This is a genomic window from Desulforhopalus singaporensis (assembly GCF_900104445.1).
In the GTDB taxonomy this organism is placed as follows: Bacteria; Desulfobacterota; Desulfobulbia; order Desulfobulbales; family Desulfocapsaceae; genus Desulforhopalus_A; species Desulforhopalus_A singaporensis.
In genome coordinates, this window is the sequence record NZ_FNJI01000042.1 from 1 (window position 1) to 26381 (window position 26381).

17 protein-coding genes are annotated in these 26381 nt (G+C 50.6%); 4 read left to right on the forward strand and 13 right to left on the reverse strand.

Annotated features, from left to right (window positions below; genetic code table 11):
• From BLQ17_RS19380 to BLQ17_RS19390, 3 genes are all read right to left on the reverse strand, one after another.
• Positions 1–456 (reverse strand): DUF1302 domain-containing protein (locus BLQ17_RS19380; RefSeq protein ID WP_143005566.1); only part of this gene is annotated, 456 nt, incomplete at its 3' end.
• A 1230-nt stretch (positions 457–1686) separates the two neighbouring features.
• Complete coding sequence (locus BLQ17_RS19385; protein WP_092225809.1) at positions 1687–2349, reverse strand: TetR/AcrR family transcriptional regulator; 663 nt, start codon at positions 2347–2349, stop codon at positions 1687–1689.
• A 642-nt stretch (positions 2350–2991) separates the two neighbouring features.
• Positions 2992–3750, reverse strand: coding sequence for an enoyl-CoA hydratase/isomerase family protein (locus tag BLQ17_RS19390; protein WP_092225810.1), 759 nt, complete (start codon positions 3748–3750; stop codon positions 2992–2994).
• A 710-nt stretch (positions 3751–4460) separates the two neighbouring features.
• Here BLQ17_RS19390 and BLQ17_RS19395 point away from each other — a divergent pair.
• The 4 genes from BLQ17_RS19395 to BLQ17_RS19410 all read left to right on the forward strand — a co-directional run bounded on the left by BLQ17_RS19395 (position 4461) and on the right by BLQ17_RS19410 (position 9855).
• Complete coding sequence (locus BLQ17_RS19395) at positions 4461–5609, forward strand: acyl-CoA dehydrogenase (protein ID WP_092225811.1); 1149 nt, start codon at positions 4461–4463, stop codon at positions 5607–5609.
• Between the two features lie 101 nt (positions 5610–5710).
• A complete protein-coding gene (locus BLQ17_RS19400) occupies positions 5711–7009 on the forward strand; it encodes a cytochrome b N-terminal domain-containing protein (RefSeq protein WP_092225812.1) in 1299 nt (432 codons plus the stop codon).
• Complete coding sequence (locus BLQ17_RS19405) at positions 7006–7545, forward strand: QcrA and Rieske domain-containing protein (RefSeq protein WP_176761324.1); 540 nt, start codon at positions 7006–7008, stop codon at positions 7543–7545. The genes BLQ17_RS19400 and BLQ17_RS19405 overlap by 4 nt, the downstream gene beginning before the upstream one ends.
• Complete coding sequence (locus BLQ17_RS19410; protein ID WP_092225814.1) at positions 7546–9855, forward strand: tetratricopeptide repeat protein; 2310 nt, start codon at positions 7546–7548, stop codon at positions 9853–9855.
• 258 nt (positions 9856–10113) lie between these two features.
• Here the strand turns inward: BLQ17_RS19410 and BLQ17_RS19415 are convergent, their stop codons facing one another.
• The 10 genes from BLQ17_RS19415 to BLQ17_RS19460 form a co-directional block, all read right to left on the reverse strand.
• Positions 10114–12441, reverse strand: a complete 2328-nt coding sequence (locus BLQ17_RS19415; protein WP_092225815.1) for an arylsulfatase — start codon at positions 12439–12441, stop codon at positions 10114–10116.
• Between the two features lie 300 nt (positions 12442–12741).
• The gene (locus BLQ17_RS19420; protein ID WP_092225816.1) at positions 12742–14388 is read right to left on the reverse strand and encodes a fatty acid--CoA ligase; all 1647 of its coding nucleotides are present in this window, start codon (positions 14386–14388) and stop codon (positions 12742–12744) included.
• A 158-nt stretch (positions 14389–14546) separates the two neighbouring features.
• The gene (locus BLQ17_RS19425) at positions 14547–15329 is read right to left on the reverse strand and encodes an SDR family NAD(P)-dependent oxidoreductase (protein ID WP_092225817.1); all 783 of its coding nucleotides are present in this window, start codon (positions 15327–15329) and stop codon (positions 14547–14549) included.
• A 140-nt stretch (positions 15330–15469) separates the two neighbouring features.
• Positions 15470–17236 carry an aldehyde ferredoxin oxidoreductase C-terminal domain-containing protein gene (locus BLQ17_RS19430; protein ID WP_092225818.1) on the reverse strand — a complete coding sequence of 589 codons (1767 nt, stop codon included), beginning with the start codon at positions 17234–17236 and terminating at the stop codon, positions 15470–15472.
• A gap of 341 nt (positions 17237–17577) precedes the next feature.
• A complete protein-coding gene (locus BLQ17_RS19435) occupies positions 17578–18657 on the reverse strand; it encodes a zinc-binding dehydrogenase (protein WP_092225819.1) in 1080 nt (359 codons plus the stop codon).
• Between the two features lie 96 nt (positions 18658–18753).
• Positions 18754–20352 (reverse strand): arylsulfatase, encoded by a 1599-nt coding sequence (locus BLQ17_RS19440; RefSeq protein WP_092225820.1) that lies wholly within the window; start codon positions 20350–20352, stop codon positions 18754–18756.
• Between the two features lie 39 nt (positions 20353–20391).
• Positions 20392–22773 carry a sulfatase-like hydrolase/transferase gene (locus BLQ17_RS19445; protein WP_218121853.1) on the reverse strand — a complete coding sequence of 794 codons (2382 nt, stop codon included), beginning with the start codon at positions 22771–22773 and terminating at the stop codon, positions 20392–20394.
• 25 nt (positions 22774–22798) lie between these two features.
• Complete coding sequence (locus BLQ17_RS19450) at positions 22799–24172, reverse strand: SRPBCC family protein (RefSeq protein ID WP_092225822.1); 1374 nt, start codon at positions 24170–24172, stop codon at positions 22799–22801.
• A 121-nt stretch (positions 24173–24293) separates the two neighbouring features.
• The gene (locus BLQ17_RS19455; protein ID WP_092225823.1) at positions 24294–25115 is read right to left on the reverse strand and encodes an SDR family NAD(P)-dependent oxidoreductase; all 822 of its coding nucleotides are present in this window, start codon (positions 25113–25115) and stop codon (positions 24294–24296) included.
• 104 nt (positions 25116–25219) lie between these two features.
• A partial coding sequence (locus tag BLQ17_RS19460) for an efflux RND transporter permease subunit (protein ID WP_176761325.1) occupies positions 25220–26381 on the reverse strand: 1162 nt, incomplete at its 5' end.

A 26381-nucleotide genomic window follows, 5' to 3' on the forward strand; every position in this document is an offset into this window, starting at 1 on the left:
GACGTCAAAGCCGGAATAGAGAAAGTAGTCAAGCATCTCCACTTTCCTGCCATGCCATTTCTCCGTCTTGTCGGTAAAGCTGTCATAGGCAACGGATATATTGTTGCTGGTCAGGGGGGAATCGTGGTCGTTGCTTTGGTTGTATACAAAATCATACCAGCCGTGAGCCCTGGTGAAGAGGCCGAAGTTGTAGAGGGGACCCACTTCGCCGAAATTGAGGTCTGCTTCGGTAAGCACATCGAAGCGATTTTTGATCAGGCTCCACCGGTCGAAGTTCCGGTTGCCGTCATCACTGTTCGGATCGGCGATCAATTTCTTATCCTGATCCTCAATACGTTGAGCCACCGAGTAGCGCAGGGTCGTGTCCCAGTCAAGGGAGATCCCGTTGCCAAGATCAAAATTAAGCGCGTACGCGCCGGTTGTCGCCGACAGACACCACAATAGCACTACGACCATACTACATAATCCTGCCTTAATCGTTGTCCTCTTCACTTCAACCTCCTCCACCGTTTTTTATAATGCCAAATTGATTACCCCTTTGCCTCTTGAAACGTTAAGTGTTCGCGCCTCCACTCCGCTGTGGCCGCAGCATCTCTTCAACAACAGAGTGTTTCATCACACAAGTTCATATCGTGGAAAAGTGGCAGCTGTTGCCACTCTTTTTTTTCGATCGTAGCCACTGAGTTGATAGCGCCGATCATGGCGTCAGGAGCTTGAGGCACCGTTTTACCGAAAAAGAAACCCATTGTTACCCCAACACTGTTACCTTCACGTGCAAAAAAAAACACGCCCCTAGTTATTATCTTTTATAAAATTCGCCCTCTTCTCGTAAATGGCTGATCATTACGTTTTTTTGTGCGCTACAAAAATTTACAACAGAGAAATGACCACCCTATTATCGTTCAATTTCACTGAAAAAACATATAACCATAACTCAAGTTGGAAAATAACAGATAGCATCGTTTCTCCTTTACGTCAAGGAAAAACACATCTCCTCATATCTCTTAAAATACCATTGAAAATGGCAACCTTCATGCGAATTGACAGAGCTCAATGCGGTAATGTCCAGAATTTTTAATATTTTTGTTTTTTTGGCAGCGCAGCAAAGGGCAAAATACAAGGTTTTGAGTCTTGCGTACGGGATTAGGGCCTGATCCTGATCCTGTACTGGGATTCATAAACCCAATGACACAACCATGATTCTTTGCATAATCCTGCTTCATGGCGGCCTTTCCCCTTGGTTGGTGGATTGTCTGGCGGCCGTGAGTTGACCGTATTGGGGCCACCTCTTATAAAAAATCGGGGGCAAACACTGGGCGTTACCACAAGCTGCGGAGGCAGCTTGGAGGTTCAATGCTAAACATCGGATAATGTATTGCAATGGTTAAGAAAAAAACGAGCCGGATATGGGCGTGATGGAGAGCGGTTATGCGCTGGTTTCGCTTCATTGGCCACGGGAAGAACTCACCCGGTGCCAAGGTCCGACAGAGAACTCTTGCGCGGAAAAAGAGAGGGACTGCCATTGGGAGAATGCAGAAAACATAAGGCAATTGCCCAGTAACGCCCAGTGCCCAATCACCAGGTTGCAACCGATTGGTCTGTTATAGCGTTGCTGAACTGTGGCGGCGAAACAACACGCAGATACAATATCACACGCAATTCTTCAACCGTATTTGTTTGACACCGTCAAATATCTGGCAAAGGTTCCACTGGCCGGGGTGTAAAAGTACGTAAGAGTCTATTCGATATTATCAACAAATCCTCAAATGGATTACCGCTCAGATACCCGAGTAGATCATTGTTGTAGGTTGTCACCAGCCCATGCAGGCTCGTCCAGAATTGAATGAAATAACGTCTGGCTTCCTCCTTGGGTATAGTGTTGTGAATTTCTGCTATTTCCTTCATAACATCGGTGAAAAGTGCTCCGACCCTCAGCGCGGCTTTCAATTCAACAGTGGCAACATGCTCCAGGGGAGTACCAACAAAATCATTGTGCTTCGGGACATACAGGGTAAACATAATGTCGTAGTAATTCGATTGATTTACGCCAAAATCGATATAGGCATTTTTCATTGCCCTCAGCTTATCGATCGGATCACTGTGTCCACTCATGCTTTTTAGCAAAGTGGAGTGAAGCAGGTCGAAACCTCTTTTTAATACCAGCAGATAAATCTCATCCTTATTGTCATAGTAATTGTATATTGTCTTTGCAGCTATGTGCAGACGAAGGGCCAGTTTCCTCATTGAAAACCCTTCATATCCATGTTCAGTGATAAGGGCAAGAGTCTCTTCAAGAATTTGTTGTTTAACCTCTTCGATTTCTTCCGCTGAACGGGGTTGCTTTGGCATGTGATACTCGTTGTTGTTTCGATTAGAAATCTGGATAGTTGCCTGAAAAATAAGAGATAAAATCTGGCAGGCAGGAATGGCCCTGGGACAAAAACACCTGTTACAATAACACCTGCTCCCGCTCAAATCAACACCGCACGGTACAAAAAAATCAGCAGTGTTGATCCCGAGTATATGTCTGGCCAGAAACTGAGGATCTTGAGCGGGAGCCCACAATATTCACAACAACATCTTGACATTACAGACTGTTACTGCAGCAACTTTTTCCTGGTCCAGACAAATTCATTGCAGTCATCACAAGACCGCCAAGGGAGTCAGGGGATAATTAACCTGCCCTCCCTGAATCCCGGCGGGGAAATATCACATTTGTGTCAGGTACTGGTTGTCCGTTCAGTTTCGACCTGAAGTGAAACAGTAATCGAGCCAATATTGCCAAATCCGGCTTCGTCACCAGAGCATGGTTGACGATTCGTCCTTGGCGCGGCTGGATTACCTCTTCTTGCAAATTTCAACGACCGCTTTCGCCAAAGTCTTCTTCACATGCGACTTCATAGCTGCAACCCTGCATATACAAAGAGGTCAATAAAAAATTCGGTATGATTGAGCAGCACCGGTCGCTGTTGTACGTCGAAGGAGCAGACTCTAAACTACAGCTTTTAAAAAACCGTTAATCCGGGCGCGGGTCTCTTCTGTTTGCAAAAGCTCACAGAAAACTTTCAGCTCATTATCGATCACCGTTGCTACCTCCGGCTGAGAAACACGCATAAGCTCTTTGGTTCTCAATAGAGAAGCAAGAGGCTGCCTGAGCAATAAAGCAATATATTCCTGTGCCACATCGACAGCCTTTTCTGGATTGGAAATTTGGTTGATCAACCCCCAGGACAACGCCTCACCTGCAGAAAAGAACCGACCTGTAAACAATACCTCCCGGGCCATTTTCTGGCCGATTACATGGGGCAAGAGGACACTTGATGCACCCTCCGGCCCAACCCCCAGGTTAGCAAACGGCACCCGGAATTTGGTTGTTCTGGAGGCTACGACTATATCACAGTGGAGCAAGATTGTTGTACCGATGCCAACAGCGACCCCTTCGACCGCCGCGACGATGACTTTTTTCAAGTTTGCAACGGTCAGGAAAATATCCCGAACACAATCCATCAGCTGCATCTGTTCACCACCAACCAGATCTGAAAGATCGTTACCGGCTGTAAACTGCCCCCCAACTCCCTCCAGCAATATGATATGACAGTCAGGTGATGCATCGGCAGCTTGCAGTGCCGAGATGAGTTCCAGATACGTTTTTATTCTGATTGCATTGAGCTTGGTCGGCCTGTTTATCGATATTCTGGCAACAGAATTCTCATAACGAACTTTAATGTCAGTAAACTTTGCAGACTCCATGGTCTTTCTCCTGATGACGGTAAAGATTGACAGTTTTATTGAAACAGATTCACGGGACCAGATGAGCAGGAAATGATCATGGGATAGAGTTCGCAGCAACCTTGCTGGCTATTCGGTTCTACTTGGTGCTTCAATTCCGTGCTGCACACAACCGCATCTACTCTTACGTTTACGTAATAAAATATGCTACCCCAGGCTTAACGGCTGCATCTACCCTCCGGACAAACATCAACAATGCTAATATTGTTATTATTTATATATGTAGCATGAGTTATAATCAACACGGCAACACGGCTCCCCTTTTCTTCTTGTTGGGTTCACCACAGACTTTTGCCCAGGCGTTCATTGACATGAACGTAAAGGTAATGCTATCATTTTCATGACTCAATGTATATCTTTTTTTTACTATCCCGGCTGATATCATGGTTATCGACCAGTGATGAACCCGCGGAACTGGAGCTGCCACAACATTCAGCGTGCATCCCCCCTTGCGCCGAACAATTAATCTTTACGTAATATGTAATCTAAAAAACAATTTAACGTCCTGAAGCCTATCGCACAACACACCCTACCCCTAATAATACAAGCATTTTGTTATTTTTCACAAACGTCACAAATTAGTTGCTCTTTACGTAAAGATAATATATTAATTATGTATCGAGACAGAACCGAAGTACTAACAGTGCAAATAACTATATGGATAACCGACCATGATTTTTGAACATACTGAAGAACAGAGTCTTCTTCGCGATATGGTTCGTGAGTTTGCCGAAAAAGAGATCGCACCTTCGGCGAGAGAGCGCGATGAAGAGGAACGTTTCGACCGCGCCTTGATGTTCGACAAGCTTGCGGAATTAGGCTTGACCGGCATTATTTTTCCCGAGGAATATGGTGGAGCCGGGGGTGACTACATAAGCTATGCCATCGTGGTGGAGGAGTTGTCGCGAGTCTGCGCATCAACCGGAGTTACTCTCTGCGCTCATCTTTCACTGGCGTCGAATCCTATTTATCTTTTCGGTACCGAGGAACAGAAAAGGCAGCACCTCGTTCCTCTTGCAGAAGGGGAAAAAATGGGGGCTTTTGGGCTGACCGAACCGTCTGCCGGGTCGGATGCAGGAGGTACCAAGACCACTGCCGTAAAAGAGAACGGCCAATGGGTACTCAACGGTTCCAAAATCTTTATCACCAATGCAGGGGAAGCGGATGTCTATGTTGTTCTCGCCAGAACGGATAAAGAGGCCCGGAAACATCATGGCATAAGTGCCTTCATCGTGGAAAAGGGAACCCCGGGATTTTCTTTTGGCAAAAAGGAAAAAAAGATGGGTATCCGCTCCTCTCCAACCATGGAGCTGGTATTTGAAAATTGCCGGATCCCGGAAGAAAACCTGTTGGGCAAGGAAGGGGAAGGTTTCAAGATTGCCATGAAAACCCTTGATGCCGGGCGAATTACAGTTGCGGCACAAGCCTTGGGAATAGCTCAGGGTGCACTTGACACCGCCTTGGCATACGCCAAGGAGCGCAAACAGTTTGACACCCCCATCAGCCAATTCCAGGGGATACAGTTCCAGCTTGCCGATATGTCAACCCAAATTGAGGCGGCACGATTACTCATTTATTCAGCTGCCTACAGGGCGAGTAATGGGCTCTCCTATACCATGCAATCCGCCATGGCGAAACTGAACGCCAGTGAAACCGCCATGAAAGTCACGACACAGGCGGTCCAGATTCTCGGCGGTTACGGGTATACCCGCGAATTCCCGGTCGAGAGGATGATGAGGGACGCAAAAATCACTGAAATATACGAAGGGACAAGTGAAGTACAGCGTATGATCATCGGCAGCGCCATGACAAAGAGGTAAACCGCACGTTATTGGCGTGAGTAAAACCTCTGGACTTATTCACGCCAATTGTTTAATGTTCGCGGTCTAATCGTTGGTGGACTACCAGATCTCCTATCCCCATGTCACAGCAACATATCGACCCGAAAAACAGATTTATTTCCGGTTTTATCCTGCATCTTCATCCCAGGACCATTCCGCTGGAAACGTTACGGATTTCCTTGAGTTTCGGATTGGGTGGCATCGCGGCCCTGCTGCTCATGGTGCTGTTTATCACCGGTCTTCTGCAGCTGTTGACATATGAGCCCGAGATTTCAACAGCGTACGGTTCCGTATTGGGGATGTACAAGAATGTTCCCATAACCGGCTGGGTTCGTAATATCCATTACTGGGCAGGAAACTGTTTAGTACTTGTCGCCATCCTGCACCTCTTACGCGTTTTTCTCACCGGCGCGATCGGCGGGGTCCGCCTGCTGAACTGGTACATCGGCCTCCTGCTGTTATTTCTCACATTGTTTGCCAACTTTACTGGATACCTGCTCCCCTGGGACCAGCTTTCATACTGGGCGGCAACCATTTTCAGCAGCATGTTCGCCTACATTCCAGTGGTGGGCAACCAGTTGATGGAGCTCTTAAGAGGTGGAGAGAAAATCGGCCCGGACACCTTATCTATTTTTTTCGCAATCCATGTAGGTTTTCTGCCGCTTTTTTTTATCATTTTCACCATCTGGCACTTCTGGCAGGTACGAAAAGCTGGAGGATTGATCTGCCGTACCGATGGCCCAAAAAAAATGCTGAGTGAGCGAGTCAACACAGTTCCCGCTCTTGTTGAGCGGGAGCTTTTCTGGGGTTTGAGTTTTCTCGCTGTCCTGCTGATCTTTTCGGCATTGGTAGATGCACCTCTTGCCGAACCGGCCAACCCCGGCTTGAGCCCCAATCCGGTCAAGGGAGGATGGTATCTTGTCGGGCTCCAGGAGCTGCTCCTCCATATCCATCCCATTTTTGCCATATGGGTACTTCCTGCGACGGTGCTGCTCCTGCTGGCGCTTATTCCCATACGCCAGACCAATGTTTTACCACCAGGAGTGTGGTTCGGCGGACGAGACGGCAGACGTGCAGCATTTCTCGCGTTTATCCTCGGGATTATTGTTACGAGCAGTGCCATCGTCGCCGATGACATGCTGTTTCGAACGGAACAGCTCCAGCCGGGCAACGAGTTCCTGACAAGAGGACTACTCATCCTGGCCGGTTACCTGGTCCTGGTCGGAGGCTTTACCGCAACAGCCAGGAAATGGCAACAAATGGCAACAGCCAAGACCGTCATGCTCATCTTTCTTTTTCATGTCGGGATATTACTGGCACTCACCGTTGTCGGCATCTGGTTCAGGGGCGCCGGCATGCAGCTTATCTGGCCGCTATGACCAAGGAAAACAAGACCGAGGCGGATGTTGTGAGGCAAGACAACGAGCAGGTAAAACCCGCTTTTCCACGTCGATCTTTGATTAAAAAGATCTGGGCACTCATCGGATTGCTGGCTGGAATCGAGCTGGCGTGGATAGGGACGACAATCTTGGCATCACGGCAAAAACGTGGTGACAAACAGACGGACGCCGGATACATCGACGTTGCCAAGGTCGAGACGTTCCAACCCGGAACAGTTACCGCTGTTGCCAGGGGTGGTTTTTACGTGTCCCGGCTCGAGGATGGGAGTTTCCTCGCTCTTACCAGCACCTGTACCCATCTCGGGTGTGCCCTGCCATGGGACAATAAAGAGCGTAAATTCATCTGTCCATGCCATGGTTCAACCTTTGATTGTCGCGGGGATGTCCTCTCTTCTCCTGCAACCAGCGCCCTCTCTCTTCACCCGCTACGCCTTGAAAACGGAGTAGTGCGGGTGGATATCAGCAGGAGAATTCGGCGATCGGCCTATAATGAATCACAGGCTGTCAGAATATAAATGAAAAAGCACAAAAAAACAGCACAGACAGGCCCGGCTACACCCAAGAAGGCAGGTGTTTGGGAGAAAGGTGCCATTGTGGCGGCACTTTTCTGCCTGGTTGCGCCGTTTTTCTACCTGGCCCGCGACAGCCATGGTCCGCCGCCGCCACCGGTCAACAAAGCCGTTTTCATCGGCAGCCCAAAATGCGCCGACTGTCACCGTGTTGTCTACGACAAATGGCAAAAATCCCACCATGACCTGGCCATGGACAAGGCATCCGACGCCACCGTCATCGGCGATTTCAACAACGCTTATTTCACTGATCCGTACCAGGGTGTCGTCAGTAGATTTTTCCGCGAAGGCGATAAGTTCATGGTGGAAACCGAGGGACCTGACGGAGAGCGGGGAACTTTTGAGATCGTTTACGTATTTGGCGTCGAACCGCTGCAGCAATACCTGGTCCCGTTTCCGGGCGGCAGACTCCAGTGCCTCACCATTGCCTGGGATACCAAAAAGTCCCAGTGGTACCGACTTCCCCCTTACGAGGTGAAAGGCCCCGGCGATTGGCTGCACTGGACACGCGGAGGACAGAACTGGAACAGCATGTGTGCGGAATGTCATTCCACCCGGGTCAGCAAACAATATGATATGGCAAGCAATAGTTATACCACCAACTGGTTCGCCATTGACGTGGGCTGCGAAGCATGCCACGGCCCGGGATCGGTACATGCTGAATGGGCGGCCCAGTCCCCCCTGGCCAGAGTTTCGCTTGCCAATTTTGGCCTTGCTGTCCAGACTGATCCGGCAGCAAAACAGCAACAGGAAATCATTTGCGCCCCCTGTCACTCCCGCCGCTATCAGCTGGGTGACAACGATCACACCCAGGGCGGCCTGCTCGACCTGCTTGTCCCGTCGCTATTGGAAGAGGGGTTGTATTTTCCGGATGGTCAGATCAAAGACGAGGTCTATGAATACGGGTCTTTCACCCAGAGCCGGATGTATCAAATGGATGTCCGGTGCAGTGATTGTCATGATGTACACAGTCTAAAAACACACAAACAGGGCAACGACCTGTGCCTGCAATGCCATCGAGCCGAAGATTACGATACCCCCAACCATCATTTCCACAAAAAGGAGCACAACGGCAAACCGAGCGAAGGACATCTCTGTATCAGGTGCCACATGCCGGGCAAGAATTACATGGGGATCGATTTCCGCCTCGACCATAGTATCCGTATCCCGCGGGTCGACCTCAGCCAACGGCTGAAAACTCCAAACGCATGTTCAGCCAACGGCTGTCACAATGATAAATCATATGCCTGGATACAACAGAGTTACGACACCTGGTATGGTAAAAAGCGTAAAACCCACTATGGAGAAGTCATAGCGGCAGCAAGGCACCAGAGCCCGGATGCCGGTCCCAGGCTCATAAAACTGGCACAGGATGCCACAATAGCACCGATCGTTCGGGCAACTGCCCTTTCCCTGCTTCGCTATTATCCCGGAGAGGCTTCTCTTGCAGCCTTAAAACTTGGTTTGCAGGATGAAAACTCCCTGATTCGTCACACAGCCATACGCAACATGGACTATCTCGACAGCAAGACCATGCGGGAGCTGGTGGCGCCAAAACTCTACGACAAAGTAAAAGCGGTCCGTATCGAGGCGGCCTACAAGCTGGCAGCTCTCAAACGCAGCGACCTGCGAAAAGCCGACCTTGCCGCTTTCGACAGGGGAATTGCAGAATACCTCATAGCGATGCAGTATAATGGTGATTTTGCTCCCCAGCGTTACAATCTTGGCAACCTGGCAATGAAGCAGCACAAATCGACCGAGGCGATACGTTATTATCAGCAGGCGTTATCTATCGACGACCAGTTCTATCCCGCCAAAGTCAACCTGGCGATGGAGTACAGCCGGACAGGTAAGCTTGCCAGCGCAGAGAAACTGTTCCGGGAAGTACTTGAGGAACAACCTGACCTCTATGAAGTCGCGTATAATCTCGGCCTGCTTTATGGCGAAATGGGAAAATATCAGCAAGCAGCAACCTTTCTTGGCAAAGCAGCAGACGGCATGCCACAATTTGCCAGAGCCCGCTACAATCAGGCATTAGCCCTGCTCAGGCTGCAACGGTGGGAAGATGGCATAGAAGCGATGGAAAAAGTGGTTTACGCCGAACCGGAGAATCAAACGTATTTTATGACCCTGGCTGATCTTTACCTCAGGACGGCAAAGCTGGAGGAAGTGCAGCAGTTGACGGCCCGCATTCTCAAATTAGTTCCGGACCACGCTGCGGCGCTGCAATTAAAAGCAAGACTTCCCAGGCCATAACAGATGTATTGCCTTGTTGTATTGGTTTTGCCCCACAGCCATACGCCCGGGTCTTTTTCCCGAGATTCCGGTTGCAAGATCAACGAAACCGGAGTGTTGCAATGCATTTCACGAAGATAGCTGCAGGTGGTCAGCTCGTAGAAAGCAGTAGCGGCATGGGTAAGGCAATGCTGTCTGTTTCATTGAATCAGCTTCTATAGCCGCGTGATTCAACGGTTCATCAATCCGCTACTGCTTTTCAAATACCGGGACAACCTCTTACTGCAGATCAATTACAATGTTGGACAGCTTTCCGCTAAATGTAAAGGGTGGCTCATAGTTGTTGTCTACCCCGGTCCCGCCGTCCATTCCAATGTCCTGCGTCTCATCCATGGAATAAAGAAACGGAGTGGTCTTCTTGACTTCACCGCCTCCGACGTTTTTTCCGTCAACGAAAAGTGTTACGGTTCCGTTTTGGCCATAAGCCTTTGCGCCCTTATACTCAAATACAGCTTTTACTTCATGCTTTCCTGCCGAAATCTTGCCGTCGGATTTTATTATGAAACGCTCCAGGTCTATGTAATTGTGCGTAAAATAGAGCGATCCATCCATCATATAAAATCCCCATCCGGCAGTATTTCCCCCCTGGGTGAATATCATGCCGCTGTCATTTTCAGAGACTTCAACATCTGCTGCAATGGAAAAATTCTTATTTTTCAGGTTGGGAGCGCTCGCCTCAGGCAGTCCTGAGATTGCATAGGGATAGACATAATGCTTTCTTCCCGCACCCGGGTTCGGCTTGCCTGTCAACTCTGCCGAAAATCGCGCCGCCCCCCGCCAATCCAATGGCAAGGCATTGTATTTGCTGGCCTGGGCCCACCACAGCGCTTCAAGCTGCTGCAGCCTCTCCGGGTACTTTGCTGCCAGATCGTTTGCCTGGGTAAAATCCTCCTTGAGGTTGTACATCTCCCACTTAGCGGTGTTAGGGTCATACCCCGAACGATCCGGTTGCCATGGCACAAATGATCTGCTGCCCGCCCACCAGCCATCTTTATAAATGGCTCGGTTGGCAAACATTTCAAAATACTGCATGGTATGGCTTTCAGGGGCATCCGGATTCGTGATACTGGCGAAAAAGCTATGCCCTTCCATCGGCTTTTGGGCAACGCCATTAACCATTAGCGGTTCTTCCAGTCCTGCAGCGTCTAGAAGAGTAGGCGCAATGTCGGTGACATGGGTAAACTGATGACGGATGCCATATTGTGCTTTCAATCTTGCCGGCCAGGAGATGATCATGGGGTTTCTGACCCCGCCCAGGTGACTGGCTACCTGTTTCGTCCATTTAAAAGGCGTGCTCATCGCCCAGGCCCATTCTGCGGGAAAATGATTAAAATGTTTTTCAGTACCCAATTCGTCCATATAGGGAAGAATTTCTTTGTAGGTTGCGCTGTGCGAGTTAAAAACAGCTATCTCGTTCATAGCACCTTCCAGCCCCCCTTCAGCACTTGCACCATTGTCGCCGACGATATAGATGATCATGGTATTGTCAGCATCCGGAAGGGTATGAACGTAATCCAGAACCCGGCCGACTTCATAATCAACATGGGCGCCATAAGCAGCGTATACTTCCATCATCCGACTGTACAGCTTTTTCTGGTCAGCGTTTAAGGAGTCCCAGGCCGGAAGGCTTTCAGGCCTTGCGGTAAGCTGCGCGTTTTCAGGAAGTACACCGAGTTTTTTTTGACGGGCAAAAGTCTGTTCACGATAAACATCCCAGCCCATATCATATTTACCTTTAAACTTGTCTATCCATTCCTGCGAGACCTGATGCGGGCTGTGTGTCGCCGCAGTAGCCAGGTACACAAACCAGGGCTTATCCGGTTCAAAAGCTTCGGCACGCTGTAAATATTCGATGGTTTTATTCGCCAGCAAAGTGGAGAGATGCACTTCGCCTTCAGGTCGTTCCACCGGATTTCTGTTCTCAACCAGGTCATACCTGAACTGGTTGATATCGCCGGCATTGAAGCCATAGAAATAGTCAAATCCAAGTCCATTGGGCCAGTGGTCAAAAGGACCCAAGGGGCCTGTTTCGTAGACCGGCGTATTGTGGTTTTTGCCAAACCAGGCTGTGGCATAACCATTTTGCCGTAATATTTCCCCTATGGTAGCAGTGCTTCTGGGGATTACGCCGGTATAACCGTCATACCCGGTTGCCAACTCGGTAATAATGCCCGTACCTGCCGAATGGTGATTACGTCCGGTAAGAAGGGCTGCCCGGGTAGGCGAGCAAAGAGCGGTAGTATGAAATTGATTGTACAGCACACCGTTGTCCAGCAGCCTGTCCATTTGCGGAGATGGAACTCCTCCCCCAGTAACCGAGAATTGACCGAAACCTACATCATCGAGCAGGATCAACAGAATATTGGGAGCACCTTCCGGAGGTTTGGCCGGTTTCGGGAAAACAGCAGGGTCACTGTTTTTAAAGGTTGTGCCGATATTGCCTTTAAATCGGTACTCAGGCAAAGGAAGTGTTGTTTGAGCATAGCTATAAAGAGCTGTAAGCAAAAAACACAGGACAGCACCAGCGCTCAGAAAATTTTTTTTCATTGACGTGCTCCTTTTTATTCGGCGATGCATTTGGTCCTACCTCCAGAGACAGATACCACCGCACGGGACATAGACCTCCCTCGCTGTGAGCCGATCAACAGGAATCCCCGTGGGATGCATAGGGCAATCGATTCTCCCTCTTCTGGCCCGCAGAGCTCGCTGTACCGCGAAGGATGCCCGCCTGTCCAGCGGCTATCCAACTTCGTCCGCCCTCAAGGCACCATCCTGCAAAATTATGATCACAAGATGACAGGGGTACCCGACAGGCAGAAAAAGACTTAACTGTTTAATGATCGTAAATTATCTGTATTGGTCTCGGATATCTTTTTTACTGATTTTTCCTACACTGGTTTTGGGGATTGTTTCATTGAGAACAATCCTGGATGGAATGCCATATTTGGGAAGCATGCCTTTTTCAACGAAGGTCATGCAGAATGATTTAATATCTTCCGCCGATATTTTGTCTATCCTGTCTTCTCTCAAGTTGACTATGGCAAGAGGTCGTTCTCCCCACTTCTCATCGGCAATCCCCACGACAGCCACTTCCTTGACCGCTTCGTGCTGGCTGATAATGTTTTCCAATTCAAGAGAGGAGATCCACTCTCCGCCGGTTTTAATGACGTCTTTGAGCCGGTCGGTAATCTGCAGATAGCCCTCGCTGTCGATAACACCTATGTCGCCGGTATGGAGCCATCCGTTGGCCCAGAGTTCCTCACTTTTTTGCTCATCCTTGACATAGCCTTGAGAGAGCCAGGGGGATCGAACCACCACTTCACCAGCGGACTTACCGTCATGGGGAAGCGGGTTACCGTTATAATCGATAATTTCCAGGTTGACGTTGGGCACAGGAAGTCCGGTTTTGCAACGGAGCTCCACCAGCTCGTCTTCACTTTTGTTTTTGAATTTGGGCTTGATGTTGGCCACGGTGAGCAGAGGGCAGGTTTCGGACATGCCGTAAGCGACATAGATATTGATACCATGTTTCAGAGCTTCACGGCAGAGCCCCTGGGGTAAGGCTGAGCCGCCTATGACCACTTTCCAGTTTCCCAGATCTACCTGGTTGATTACCGGACTGGTCACCAACATATTGATAATGGTGGGTACGCAGTGGGAAAAAGTAACTTTATGAGTGAGAATCAGCTTGAGAAGTGTTTCCGGCTCATACTTTCCAGGATAGACCTGCTTGGCCCCCAACATGGTCATGAAGTAAGGAAGCCCCCAGGCATGAACGTGAAACATAGGGGTCAATGGCATGTATACATCAGAGGAATTTAAGCTGGCCTGGGTATCGTAGGCACACAGGCCCGACATGAGGCCGTATGTGTGCAGCACAATCTGGCGATGGCTGAAAAATACTCCTTTGGGAAGGCCGGTGGTACCTGTGGTGTAAAACGTCGTGGCCATGGTATTTTCATCAAAATCCGGAAATTCATAGCCTGTCGGGGCGTCGGCCATTAACGCTTCGTATTCCCCTGCAAGTTCCATGGACGATTGGGGCGTTTCCTTCTTGTCCGTTAAAAGGATCACCTGCTTAACCGTCTCGAATCTGTCCTTTACTGATTCAAGAAGCGGGAGGAAATCTTCATTGACCAGAATAACGTCATCCTCTGCATGATTGATGGTATAAATCAACTGTTCGGGTGTCAGGCGGATATTGATGGTATGCAGTACACACCCCATCATGGGAACAGCAAAAAAACATTCCAGGTAGCGATGGCTGTCCCAATCCATAACCGCTACAGTGTCCCCGGGGCGTACCCCGCGCTCCTGGAGCATGTTGGCGAGCTTTTCCACACGTTGGCCAAATGTCTTGTAATCATATTCCATCTGATCGCGGTAGAGGATTTTCTGCTCAGGGGAATAGATCAACGGGGTATTAAGAATGTTTTTAATCAGCAATGGATAAGCGTATGCGGATGCGGTCGGTTGAATCAGTTTTGTTTTCATAATACCTCCATTAGCTACCAGCTTGTGTAGATTGAGACGAGACAGTTGCGCTCCGTTTTTGGAATTGTGAACATTACCGCCCACAGAGCAAAAGGAGCTTTTCCCCAAACCTTTTCTTACCTTTTACCAAAGAACCTGTCGATGCACGATGAACAGCTTCAGCTTCTAAACGGATCATAAAGAATCTTCCTGATCAGTTTTTGCATACCGTTATTGGAATATATCCGTTTCAGGAAAAAGAATAATCCCATGTTCTTCCCCATCACCCAATGAAGTTTTTTCGGATTGTTCGCAGCCTTCCAGATTACTTCAGCGGTTATTTCAGGTGTTATCATAAACTGCTCAGGTTTCGCCCCGCCATCAAGCTGGGCATCCTCCATGGCGGTCTTCACCATATGCGGCAATACGCTGTTTACTGTAATACCATGGCGTTCGAATTCAATTTGCAGCGCTTCCGTCAAATGTTTTACAAAACCTTTGGTTGCGGAGTATACAGTGTAGAATGGTATCCCCCAGATAGCCGAAGAAGAGGAGATAAAAACAATATGAGACCCGGGTGTATTTTTAAGTACCGGGAGAGCCTGATAAACCTGATTAACATTACCAAATGCATTGATATCGACAATCTGCTTATACTTTTCAAGCGGTGTTTCCTCAAAGTAGCTGACGGCCAAAACTCCTGCATTTGCGACAAGCACATCCAGTCTTTTATCGGTCTTTAGGGCAAAAGAGTCAAAAGCTGCCTTAACGCTTTCAGGACTCGATACATCACAAACCATATAGTGGGAGTTCTCAGCTCCCAGTTCTTGCTGCAGCTCCTTAAGACCAGCTTCGTCGATATCCGCGATACCAACAAAATACCCATGTTTCTTAAACAGAATCGCCGTTGCCTTGCCAATGCCATTGGCCGCTCCAGAAATCCATACCGTCTTTCGTTCCATCTCTCTCCTCCCTTTTCAAGACAGTTGTGTAATTATACACAAATTTGGGCATTATTTTAGGGCAATGGCAAGGTCACAAATGTTTTTTTACCTCAACCGCTCTGCTCTCCCTTTTCTCAGCCTTCAAAGCATCCAATGTCCTAGGATTGGGAACCGCTTTCTTTTATATAATCATTGACTTGTTTAAATTGATCTTCAGGAACGTCGAAAACAGCGTCATGGGGAGCAAGCGGTTCGTTCATCACGTAATCCGGGAGCTTGTCGTCTTGTTGTGTAAATCCCGCTCTCCGGTTAAAATCCAATTCTTTTTTCAGTACGCTGCGACCCATCTCCATGAAGCTTTCTCCGGTGTAATCAGCTCCGGTAAACGCACTCATGGATTCAAGTAAGTACTGCATTGCCTCCGGCTGATCCAAGGCGGCAAAACTGAGAAAAAGGCAATATCCGGTAGAATCTATGGCAGCCGAATTGATCTGTTCAATGGCAGAAACCAGCCACTGTTCATCCGTTGCCAAAGCGGGAACTATCGGTTCTGCCATATACAAATGGTGCGCAAGCGTGTTGCCAGCCGTATGATCTGCTCCCATAGGGGAGGTTGCATAGGTGACCCCCAAACCTTTCATGGCACGGGGATCGTAGGCTGCCATCGCTTGTCCTTTTACCACCGGTGCTCTATCTACACCGTAATGTTTTGCAACAGCAGCTGCACCGGAGCCAATCAATTTACCTTTCTCGCTTCCCCTGCCAACTTCTTCAAGAAGAGCAATCGCACCTTCTGCATCCCCCATCTCCAATTCACCAGCCTGCATCATTACACCGATGGTACAACCCATTTCAATGGTATCAAGCCCCAAGTCGTCATCTAAGCGATCCATTTGGGCAATTGAGTCCAGATCGGAAATACCGCAGTAGCCTCCGTGGGCCCAAAGCGTTTCGTATTCCGGCTGCTTGGTGACGAATTTCCCCTTCTTATCCCGAAACGTACCGGAACAGCGAATAATGCAGCCGGTATGGCAACCATGGGTTGCGGCGCCTTCTCCTCCGCGTTCAATTTCGGTCTCCACCAGAGTGGGGCCGCTTATCTTCTCGCTCTCGTCCCACTGCCCTTGTCTTGCACCTAACGCCGGGAAAGCTCCCAGTTCATTCACCAACTCCACGAGCATTGCCGAGCCGTATGCGGGCAGCGCCTGTCCAGTGTAGCCAGAGTCCTGTAATGCTTTGGCAAGCTTACGATTGGCTTCCGTGAATCCTTTGGCATCGACCGCCCGACGCATTGACACCCCTTCTGTGTCAATGACAATAACTTTAATTCCCTTCGATCCCATGACTGCACCTGGGCCGCCACGGGCAGCATGACGAGTCGGACGAAAATCTTTGTCCGTCACGGCAATACTGGAATTACCCAATAGCTGCTCGCCGGCTGGACCTATCCCGAGCATGACCACCTTGTCGCCATGTTCAGCCTTGATTTTCTCGGCCACCTCGTAGTTGCCGAGCATTTTCAACTCGTCACAAGCGGCAAAGGTGGCGCCATCCTTATCGATCACGAGTTTGAGCAACCCATCAACTTTTCGCTCACCTTCCAAGATAATGGCACCATATCCAAGCCTTGCGATAGCGTGTCCTGCCTGGCCACCGGCATTTGATTCTTTTATGGTACCGGTCAAGGGGCTCTTGCAGCCCACCGAAAGTCGACCGGAGGTTGTAGCCACACTCCCCCCCATGATCCCAGGCGCAAGTATCAATTTATTTTGCGGCCCCCTGGGGTCGCAATCCGGCGGCACCTCCTCCCATAGTACGGTACTTGTCATGGCACGGCCCCCCAGGGTAGCGTAACGTCCAACCGGTTCTATTACAGCTTTTGGGCCACCTTCTGCACCAACATTGATCCGAAGAATCTTATCCATTTTTTACTCCTCTGATGTTTTCCGGAAAAACAGTCCGATAACCGATGTTTTTCCGGTAACAAAATCCTGCCAGGTCGACCTGGGTCAAATTGATTAAAAATCAAAACCCCTGTGACGCTCTCCCCCAAACTTCCCTCAATGACGTAGAGATCGCCACTTGAGACGTTGCGGATGGACGACTTTTAACCTTCGTTAAGTACTCCGACAGACCTTATCTGACCAGTCAGTTAAATATGCCCCAGCCTCAAACCTAAGTCACGTTTTATTTCTACCAACAATAAAAACAGTAACGAGACGTTCAGTAAAGTCAGCCCGACCTGTTCTTTTTCCCTGACCAACCCTCAATCGAACTGCACAACCAGCTTGGCATGCTTTTCAGGGTCACCCAGCTCTGCGATCATTTCAGGGAGAGCTTCAACCGCCACCCTCCCGGTAATCATCGCCGAACCATCCACCCTGCCGTCAGCCAGCATCTGCACGGCTTCGGCGAATTCCTCGGTGTGATAGATAAAGGAAAACCGAAGGTCCATCTGTTTAAACAGGCCGATGCTGGGGTGGATTTCATCCGGCTGCATGCACAAGCCGACAATAACCAGGCGAGAGCGGGGAGGTGCGCCATTAAACATCTGCTGAATTAATCCGGGAACTCCGACACATTCAAAGACCACACAGGGGCGTGGCTGCACCCCAACTCCGAACAAAGCCTCCGGGCCGTCTATCCGATAGCCGTCCGGTGCTGCGACCTCAACCCACGACTGGTAAGGCGATTGCTCGGCTGGATTTACCACGATGTCCGCGCCAAGCCTTGCCGCCAGTCCGCGCCTGAAAGGAGAAAAATCGACCGCGACAACCGGGCCTATTCCTTTCGCCTTCAAAGCGAGGATCACCATCAGGCCGATGGTTCCGCAACCGAGAACAATCGGCACCTCGTTCCCGGTCATCCCGGCACGGTCCACAGCATGGACGCCCACTGTCAGCGGCTCCGCCAGTGCCGCCAGATCGTTTGGCAGGTTGTCGGGGACAGGAATCAGTAAAGACTCCGGAAGAATCATATATTCACCGAAGCCGCCGGGATAAATGTTTGAATACCCAACATGTTCAAAAACCTGATTGTTGACGATATAGGGAATCGACGTAACCCTCGTCCCACGCTTAAGTTTTTTCTCAGTACCAGGTCCGAAATCCACGATTTCCGCACAGTACTCGTGACCGAGGATAACTCCAGGTGCAGGGTCAAAATCAATCGGCACCCCCCCTCGCCTGAATCCTTCCAGAACGGCATCACAATAGTGAAGGACATGCAGGTCCGAGCCGCAAACACCACAGGCAAGAGACTTTACCAGGACATCCCCTTCCCTGGGCACAGGAGCGACGACCTCTTTGACAGTTAATTGACTTCCTTGAAGAACAGCAGCTTTCACATTGGACCTCCTTGTCTCATCGACATCAACAAATCCATCTCGTTTATCAACCGTAACATCTCAGCTCACCCTGTCTGCTTCACCATGTTTCAGCTATCACTCTGACTTTATTGTGGTCACGACATTTTTATTGGGTGGGTATTTTTTAAAATTACCGACATAACGTCTGGCTTCCTGAAGCATCAGCGGAACCGGCCAGGTCAGGCGCGGCGTGTGGCTGTTGAGTGCCGGGAAACGTTCTTTCGGATCAATGGTCAGGTCATGTGCCCAGACATACGGGACTTTCTGGATCACCGAGTTGCTTTTGGCAATTTTCCTGCCGTCCTCAAAAGGAACAAACAGGTAGTTATTGTATTTGATGTTATGAATACGAATGGCACACAGTTTATCCTGGTACCAGTAAAAGACAGTTTTTCGATTCGATTCACCATCGTCAGCGAGCAGGAAGGAGGTCTGGTCAATGCCGTCGATATATCGATCAGTCGGTATGTTATCCTTTGCCCCGGCCAGCGCCAGTGACGTGGTAAACAGATCGGCGAGATCGAACAGCCCGTCGGAAGCACGGCCGCCCTTAATTACTCCCGGCCACCAGGCAATCCCCGGTACGCGAACACCTCCTTCCCAGGTGGTTCCCTTGGCACCGCGAAAAGGAGTGTGGCCGCTGTCGGGAAAAGTATCCTCCTCCGGGCCGTTGTCCGAAGTGAAAAACACAAAGGTATTTTCGGCCTGGCCAGTTTCTTCAAGGGTCTTGACCACTCTGCCGACAATATCGTCAACCTCGATCACTCCATCCTTATAGGGATAACCGGATGGCGATTTACCGGCATAACCGTCCGCAGGATAATTGTCGTAATGGACCTTGGAAAAGGCGTGGATCATGAAAAACGGTTCATCCTGTTTTGCCATCCGCTTGATGAAATCAACGGTGTAATCAGCAAATTGCTGATCAATATTGGCCAGCACCGGAACCGTGATTTTCTCCAGGTTTTCGAGTTCTTCACCTTTTTTTGCACGAACCAGGTTGTGGTTGAAGGGGAGCTGTTCGAACGCTTCAACCAGCTCAGGGCGATTGGCAATATCCGGGGAGATGGCGGGATCACGCCAGTCGGTGTAAATATCGGCAACCCCAAGAAAACCGAAGAACTCATCATACCCAAGGTTCTGTGGCTGCTGATCATTTCCTTCCCCCAGATGCCATTTGCCGACCATACCCGTATGGTAACCAGCTTTGCTCAACAGCTGTGCCAGTGTAATTTCTCCGGACAGGCCGCCCTTTTCACCGTACATCGGCGGTCGATAAATGCCATGGTAAATGGGCAGTCTTCCCGTGTTCAGGGTAGCCCTCGTCGGTGAACAGGTCGGTTGGGCATAGGTCGAAGTCAACCTCAACCCTTCATCCGCCAACTGATCGATATGCGGAGTTGGAGCCCCGACAGCAATCCCGCCGCCGTAGACCCCGGGGTCGCCCCAGCCCATGTCATCGACCAGAAGAACCAGAATATTGGGGCGCTTGCCGGTTTTGCCATACAGCTTGGCCAGTTTGGCGGCCGCTTCCTGGATCTGTGCCGGGTGCTGGAATACCGGCTCCATATTGTCGGCTACCTTGACCGTTTTCTCCAGCAGAGGATTGGCAGCCCAACCAGCGGCAGCTGAGAAAAACATCGCAACTGTTAATAAAACGATTTTTCTTAACATAGTTCTATCCCTCTTATAATCAGGCAGTTGGTAACAGACCTACTTCAGCTCAAATCTCACATTGTCAATCTTACCGCCAAACGCAAAAGGCGCTTTTGCTGCATAACCTCGACTCACCGTAGAGCCGAGATCCATACCGATATCAAGTGTTTCCGTCGCAGAAAAACGGCCGGGAACAACCATTTCGATCTCACCCTGAGCAACTTCGACACCATCGACAATCAATCTGGCCGGACCACCAAAAAACTCGCGAAACCGTTTAAACGGAGTTTTCTGTTGGTACACAACCACGACCTTATGCGCGCCTGGCGCCAGCGGCTCCATGGAGGCAAGACGGTAATGGTCCTGCCCAAAAAAATTGTATTCATAGACCGGCACGCCGTTGTCGAGATACAGCGAGTACCCGCCCATGGAGCCACCCTCCGCAACAATAACACCGCTGTTACCATCTTCCAGCACCTCGATGTCGGCGGTAATAGTGTGGGATCGCTGATAGATGGGAGGAGCATTTCCTTCAGGAATCCGTACCGTCCCCGCCCCATAATCGAATTGGGTCCGCCCCCTGACAAAGGACGGTCGCTCGGGATTGAGAGCACGCTCGATAAACCGGTCGTCAAGCGGGTAGACGTTGTAGATTTCAGCCTCTTTATCGAAGAGCTTTTCCAGCTGTGCCAGCTTTTCGGGATATTGACCAGCCAGGTTGTGGGCTTCAGAGAAATCCTCCTCGAGATTGTACAGTTCCCACTTACTGTCTGCAAACCCAACGGAACCGCTTAGTTGCCAAGGTACACCATGAAAAGAGGCAGCGATCCAGCCATCCTGGTAAACCGCCCGATGGCCGCCGACCTCGAAATACTGAGTATGCCTCTGCCCGGGAGCATCTGCGTTATCGAAGCTGTAAATCATACTAACACCCGCCATGGGAACCTGCTCGGTGCCTTTGACGACCTTCGGCTGCTTAATACCGACCGCATCCATAATCGTCGGGGCAATATCGACGACGTGATGAAATTGCGCCCGCAGCCCCCCTCCATCATGAATTTGCGCAGGCCATGAAATGACCATACCGTTACGTGTCCCTCCAAAATGCGAAGGGACACGTTTCATCCACTGGAAGGGGGATGATCCTGCCCAGGCCCAGCCAACCGCATAGTGATTCTCGAACTCGGGTGAGCTGCCGATTTCATCGATATGGGGCAACTGGTTGGCCACCGTATCGGGAATCCCGTTCTGGGTCATCAAATTGTTGATCGTTCCGGTCAAACTGCCTTCGGCGCTCGGCCCGTTATCGCCGGCCACATAAATAATCAGAGTGTTATCGCCATCAGGGAGAGCATGCACTGCATCGATCACCCGGCCGATTTCGTAATCGGTCTGGGCAAGAAAACCGGCAAAAACCTCCTGCTGGCGGGCATAAAGTCGCTTGGCATCCGCATCGAGCGAATTCCAGGGCGGGATACTGCTTGGACGGGGCGTCAGGTCGGTGTTCTCAGGCACCACACCCAGTTCTTTCTGACGCTTCAACGTCTCTTCGCGCACCTTGTCCCAGCCCTGGTCGAACTGCCCTTTGAACTTGTCAATCCACTCCCTGCTTACATGCAACGGTGCGTGCACCGCACCTGTGGCGAAATAGACGAAAAACGGCTTATCCGGCGATATCGCCTGCTGGCGCTTGATCCAGGCAATGGCATCATCGGCCAGATCACTATTCAGGTTGTAGCCATCCTCAGGCCGTTTCTGCGGCTCCACCGGGGTCGTCCCGCGAAAGAGTTGTGGTTCCCACTGGCTCGACTCTCCCCCCTGAAATCCGTACCAATATTCAAAACCGAGGCTGGTCGGCCAGTGTTCAAACGGTCCGATCGGTGTTGTCTCCCAATCCGGGGTATTATGCCACTTGCCCCATGCCGCGGTGGAATAGCCGTTGTCCTTCAGGATCTCGGCGATACTTGCCGTACTGCGCGGCCAGACACTGTTGTAACCGGGGTAACCGGTTGACAATTCGGTAATCGTACCGAAACCGGCCTGATGATGGTTACGGCCGGTCAACAACGCCGCCCGGGTGGGCGAACAGATTGCCGTGGTATGAAAGCGGTTGTAGCGTAAGCCTTCTGCCGCCAGCGAATCGAGCTTAGGAGTTGGAACGGGCCCGCCGAAAGTGCCGGGCTGACCGAACCCAAGGTCATCGATCAGAATAACGACTATATTCGGGGCCCCTTCAGGTGGCTTGACCGGTTGCGGAAAATCCTGGATCGAGCCCTCGAAAGTCTTCTTGATTGTCCCTTTGAACGGTGGGGGCGAAAGCGGCAGGACGGAACCGTCACGCGATGCCGCCTGCACGTTGACCGCAAGAGAAAATGCAACCACTAGCGGTGTCAGCAAATAGACAAAATTGAACAATGATACAGTACTCTTTTTCATCATTTTCTCCTGAACGTTAACACCTCTATTACACGGCCTTGGCCGCTTCAACCTTGGCTTTTAGTTGTTGGACCGCACTGGCAAAAATTTTTTTCAGAAGCAGAGCAGCGGGTTTTCCTCCCCCGGGGATCAGGGGACGAAAACGCATCGACCAGCGCAGATGGGTACCATCATCTTGTGGAGACAGAAGCAGGTCCCCCCGATAATCCTTGACTCCCCCTCCGCTCCGGACGGTATAGGCAAAACGACGATGCGGCTCCCATTCGATAATCTCTTCCAGGATCTTCATCCCCAACGCACTGACCTTGCGCTGTGTTCCCAACCCCTTGGGGTCTGTATCTCCCGGCCTGACAACCTTTGCCTTAAACAGACACCAATCTCCCATGGTGTCGTGGTCGGTGAGCACCGACCAAACCTCTTCGGGGGAAGCATCAATCATGACCTCGTTTGTCACATAGGCATAAGATGGGTTGAAACCAGAAACGGACCATAACCGCCGTCGCGCATGGAGCATCTCCACGCTGAACCCATCGTCATCGTTGACATACATGACCTTGAACACCCCGATATCCACCGGCTTGCCATTGGGCCGCGATCCCCCGTCGACAGCCTTCTTGAATGCCTGGTCAAAATCTGCGGTCGAGGAATAACCAAGGGCGATATTCATGATACCCTGATCACAGATTTGATACCCCTCCGGCCATGCGCGAGGGGATGGCTCAATATACTGAACCAGCTCCACCAGGAAGTTGGCACTTCTCAGCAGCAGCCTCTTGCTTCTGGCCCCCGGCAATCCCCACATTTCCTCGTGGGACTCGTCGTGCAGGACACCGTCCTCGACGACGGACAGCCCGAGCACCTCACTGAAATAATTACGGGACTTTTCCAGGTCGGGAACGGAGACGACTATCGAGCGTACCGTAGAGTTTATTTCAGGTCGGCTGGCAACAACATCCGGAAAGCTGACTGGATAGCTCTCAAACAATTCGACGATGTTGCCCTCGGGGTCTGCAACGCAAACCCGGCGGTTACCTTTGTCGCCTCGTGGGTCGGTTATGGGCGCACTGCCCATAGCGTTCAGCCGTTTCACGGTCTTGTCAAAATCGGCAACCTGGATGCCCAGAATGTTGTAGCCAATATCGGAGGGTTTCCGGTCAGGCCGCGGCTTCGACCTGGGATTGATGAATTTGAAAAACTCAAGCTGAAAATAATCCTGGCTGTCTACCAGCCAGCCACAGGTCGAAAGGGCATTTTTTATACCCTGAACCTGGGTGGTGGAGGGCGGAAAGAACAGGATTCTGCTCGACTCAAGAAGCTGAAAAGCATCACAGTACCATTTTCGCAAACCGAAATTATCCAGTGCGGAAAAAGCAACCTGGCAGATATGTCTTGGCGTATTCATAGCGTGTACTTCCTCTCATTCTTGCTTTGTTCACTATCGTATTTTCAGCAACGATGCGATCTCCGCCACGGGAACCAACATTTTTGGCTAAGCGTAGAAGAGTCAGCCCAGGTGCAATTCATCAGTTTTTAGGCATCGTCAAAGCAACCATTTTCAACGTTAGCCTATAGATAAGGTTTTTCGGCAACACCCGACTCACCAGATACATCAGGCGCGCCTTGAAGCCGGGAATGATCACAAACTTTCCCTTGAGCATCCCGCTCACCGCCTTGGCCGCGACATATTCGGCTTCCAGTGTGCCAAGAAGATCCTTGGCTGCACGTGTCTCTTTAGGGATCGTTTCTTTCTCAAGCTCGATCAAGGGGGTGGCGACTTCCGGCGGACATAGTACACAGAGATCTACAGGGGTCTCCTCTAATTCCCATCGGAGTGATTCTGCCAGCCCCACCAATGCGAACTTGGAGGCGCAATAGGCGCTATAGCCAAAAATGCCCATAAATCCGGCCAACGATGACACCAGCATTATTTTACCTCCGGTTTTAACCATCTCCGGCATGAGGGCCCGCAGGCAATTTACCGTACCTTGAACGTTGGTTTGCAGCACCCCGTTGAAGTCCTCTGCACTGAGCTCGACAAACCGTTTTGTGGCTGTTGTTCCGGCGCTTAATACTAGAATATCCGGTCTTCCAAACGTTCGCATAGCCTCAGTCATGCAGACGTTGACCGCCTCTTCATTATCAACGTCGACCGAAAGACAATTCACCTGGCGGGGCGAAGCAACGCCAGGTGCAAGCTGTTGCTGGGCCTTCTTCAGCTTCGACAAGCTACGGCCGAACAGAACAATGTCAGTTCCCCGATGCCTTGCCAGGTGCTCGGCAATTGCCAAGCCGATTCCGGAAGATCCTCCTATTATGTACGCCCTCTTTCCATGCAAATCTTCCATTTTTTACCTCAGGTCTTTTTGTAGTAACTGATAGAAATGGTTTGTCCGATTGTTCCTGGCACGGGGGCAACATATCCCTTCGGCCGGACTGATGTAACTTTTGACTAAAAATTCCCATTCACCGGGCGGCAATGTCCACTCCCGGTTTCGGGCTCAACAACCTTTTCCGGCTTGACCAGAAACCTTGCCAATGCCGGCAGAACCAGAAGGGCGCCGACCATGTTCCAGACAAACATAAAGGTCAGCAGGATCCCCATATCCGCCTGGAACTTGATCGGGGAAAAGACCCAGGTCGCAACGCCAACACCAAGCGTCAGCCCGGTAAAGCCAACCGCCCGGCCGGTGGTCTTCAGGGCTTCACCATAGGCGTCATGAATATTCCATCCCTGGTCCAGGTAGTATTTCAGCTTGTTGTAGATATAGATCCCGTAGTCAATACCTATGCCCACCCCAACCGCAATAACAGGCAGGGTCGCCACCTTGATGCCGATGCCGAGCCAGGTCATCAACGCCTCACACAGTACCGAGGTGATGTACAGCGGCAGGACAATGCAAACCGCAGCACGCCAGCTCCGAAACGTGAGCAGGCAGACAAGGACGACCACCGCATAGACAACCAAGGTGATGAGTTTGTGCGCTCTCTCGACTTCGATATTGGTCGCCGCCTCGATCCCGGAGTTCCCTGCAGCCAGCAGGAAGCGGACATCATCTGTATTCACTTCCCTGGCAAATTTTTCCACGACGGCGACCACTGTCTTGAGGGTATCAGCCTTGTGGTCTTTGAGATAAACCTTGATGGGGAAAAAACTGCAGACCGTATTCACCACGCCTTCCCTGGTCGCAACGACCGAGGAGTATTCAAGAAAAGAGTTGTCACGCGTGACGACCATCCATTTCAGCGAACCCTCGCTCATGCCGGACAGGTAGTTTTTCGAAAAGTCCGCCATGGAGTAACTTGACTGAACTCCAGGCGTATTCTGCAGCTGCCACTGCAGCCGGTCGGAATTGGCCAGGGTCTCATAATCAGCGCACTGGTCGGTAGGGGTCTCAACCATGACGACAAGCATATCGCTGCTGGTGGAGTAGTGGTTGATGATGTAGTCATTGTCTTTATTGTACCTCGAATCGGGGCGGAGCTCCGGGGCTCCGGTATCGAGATCGCCGACCTCAAGCCCTGTCCGCACGTAAGAGGCACCACCAAACAGGATGAACGCCAGCACAATCACGGTGATGGCATACGGCCGCCTGGTCACGCTGCCAACCTGG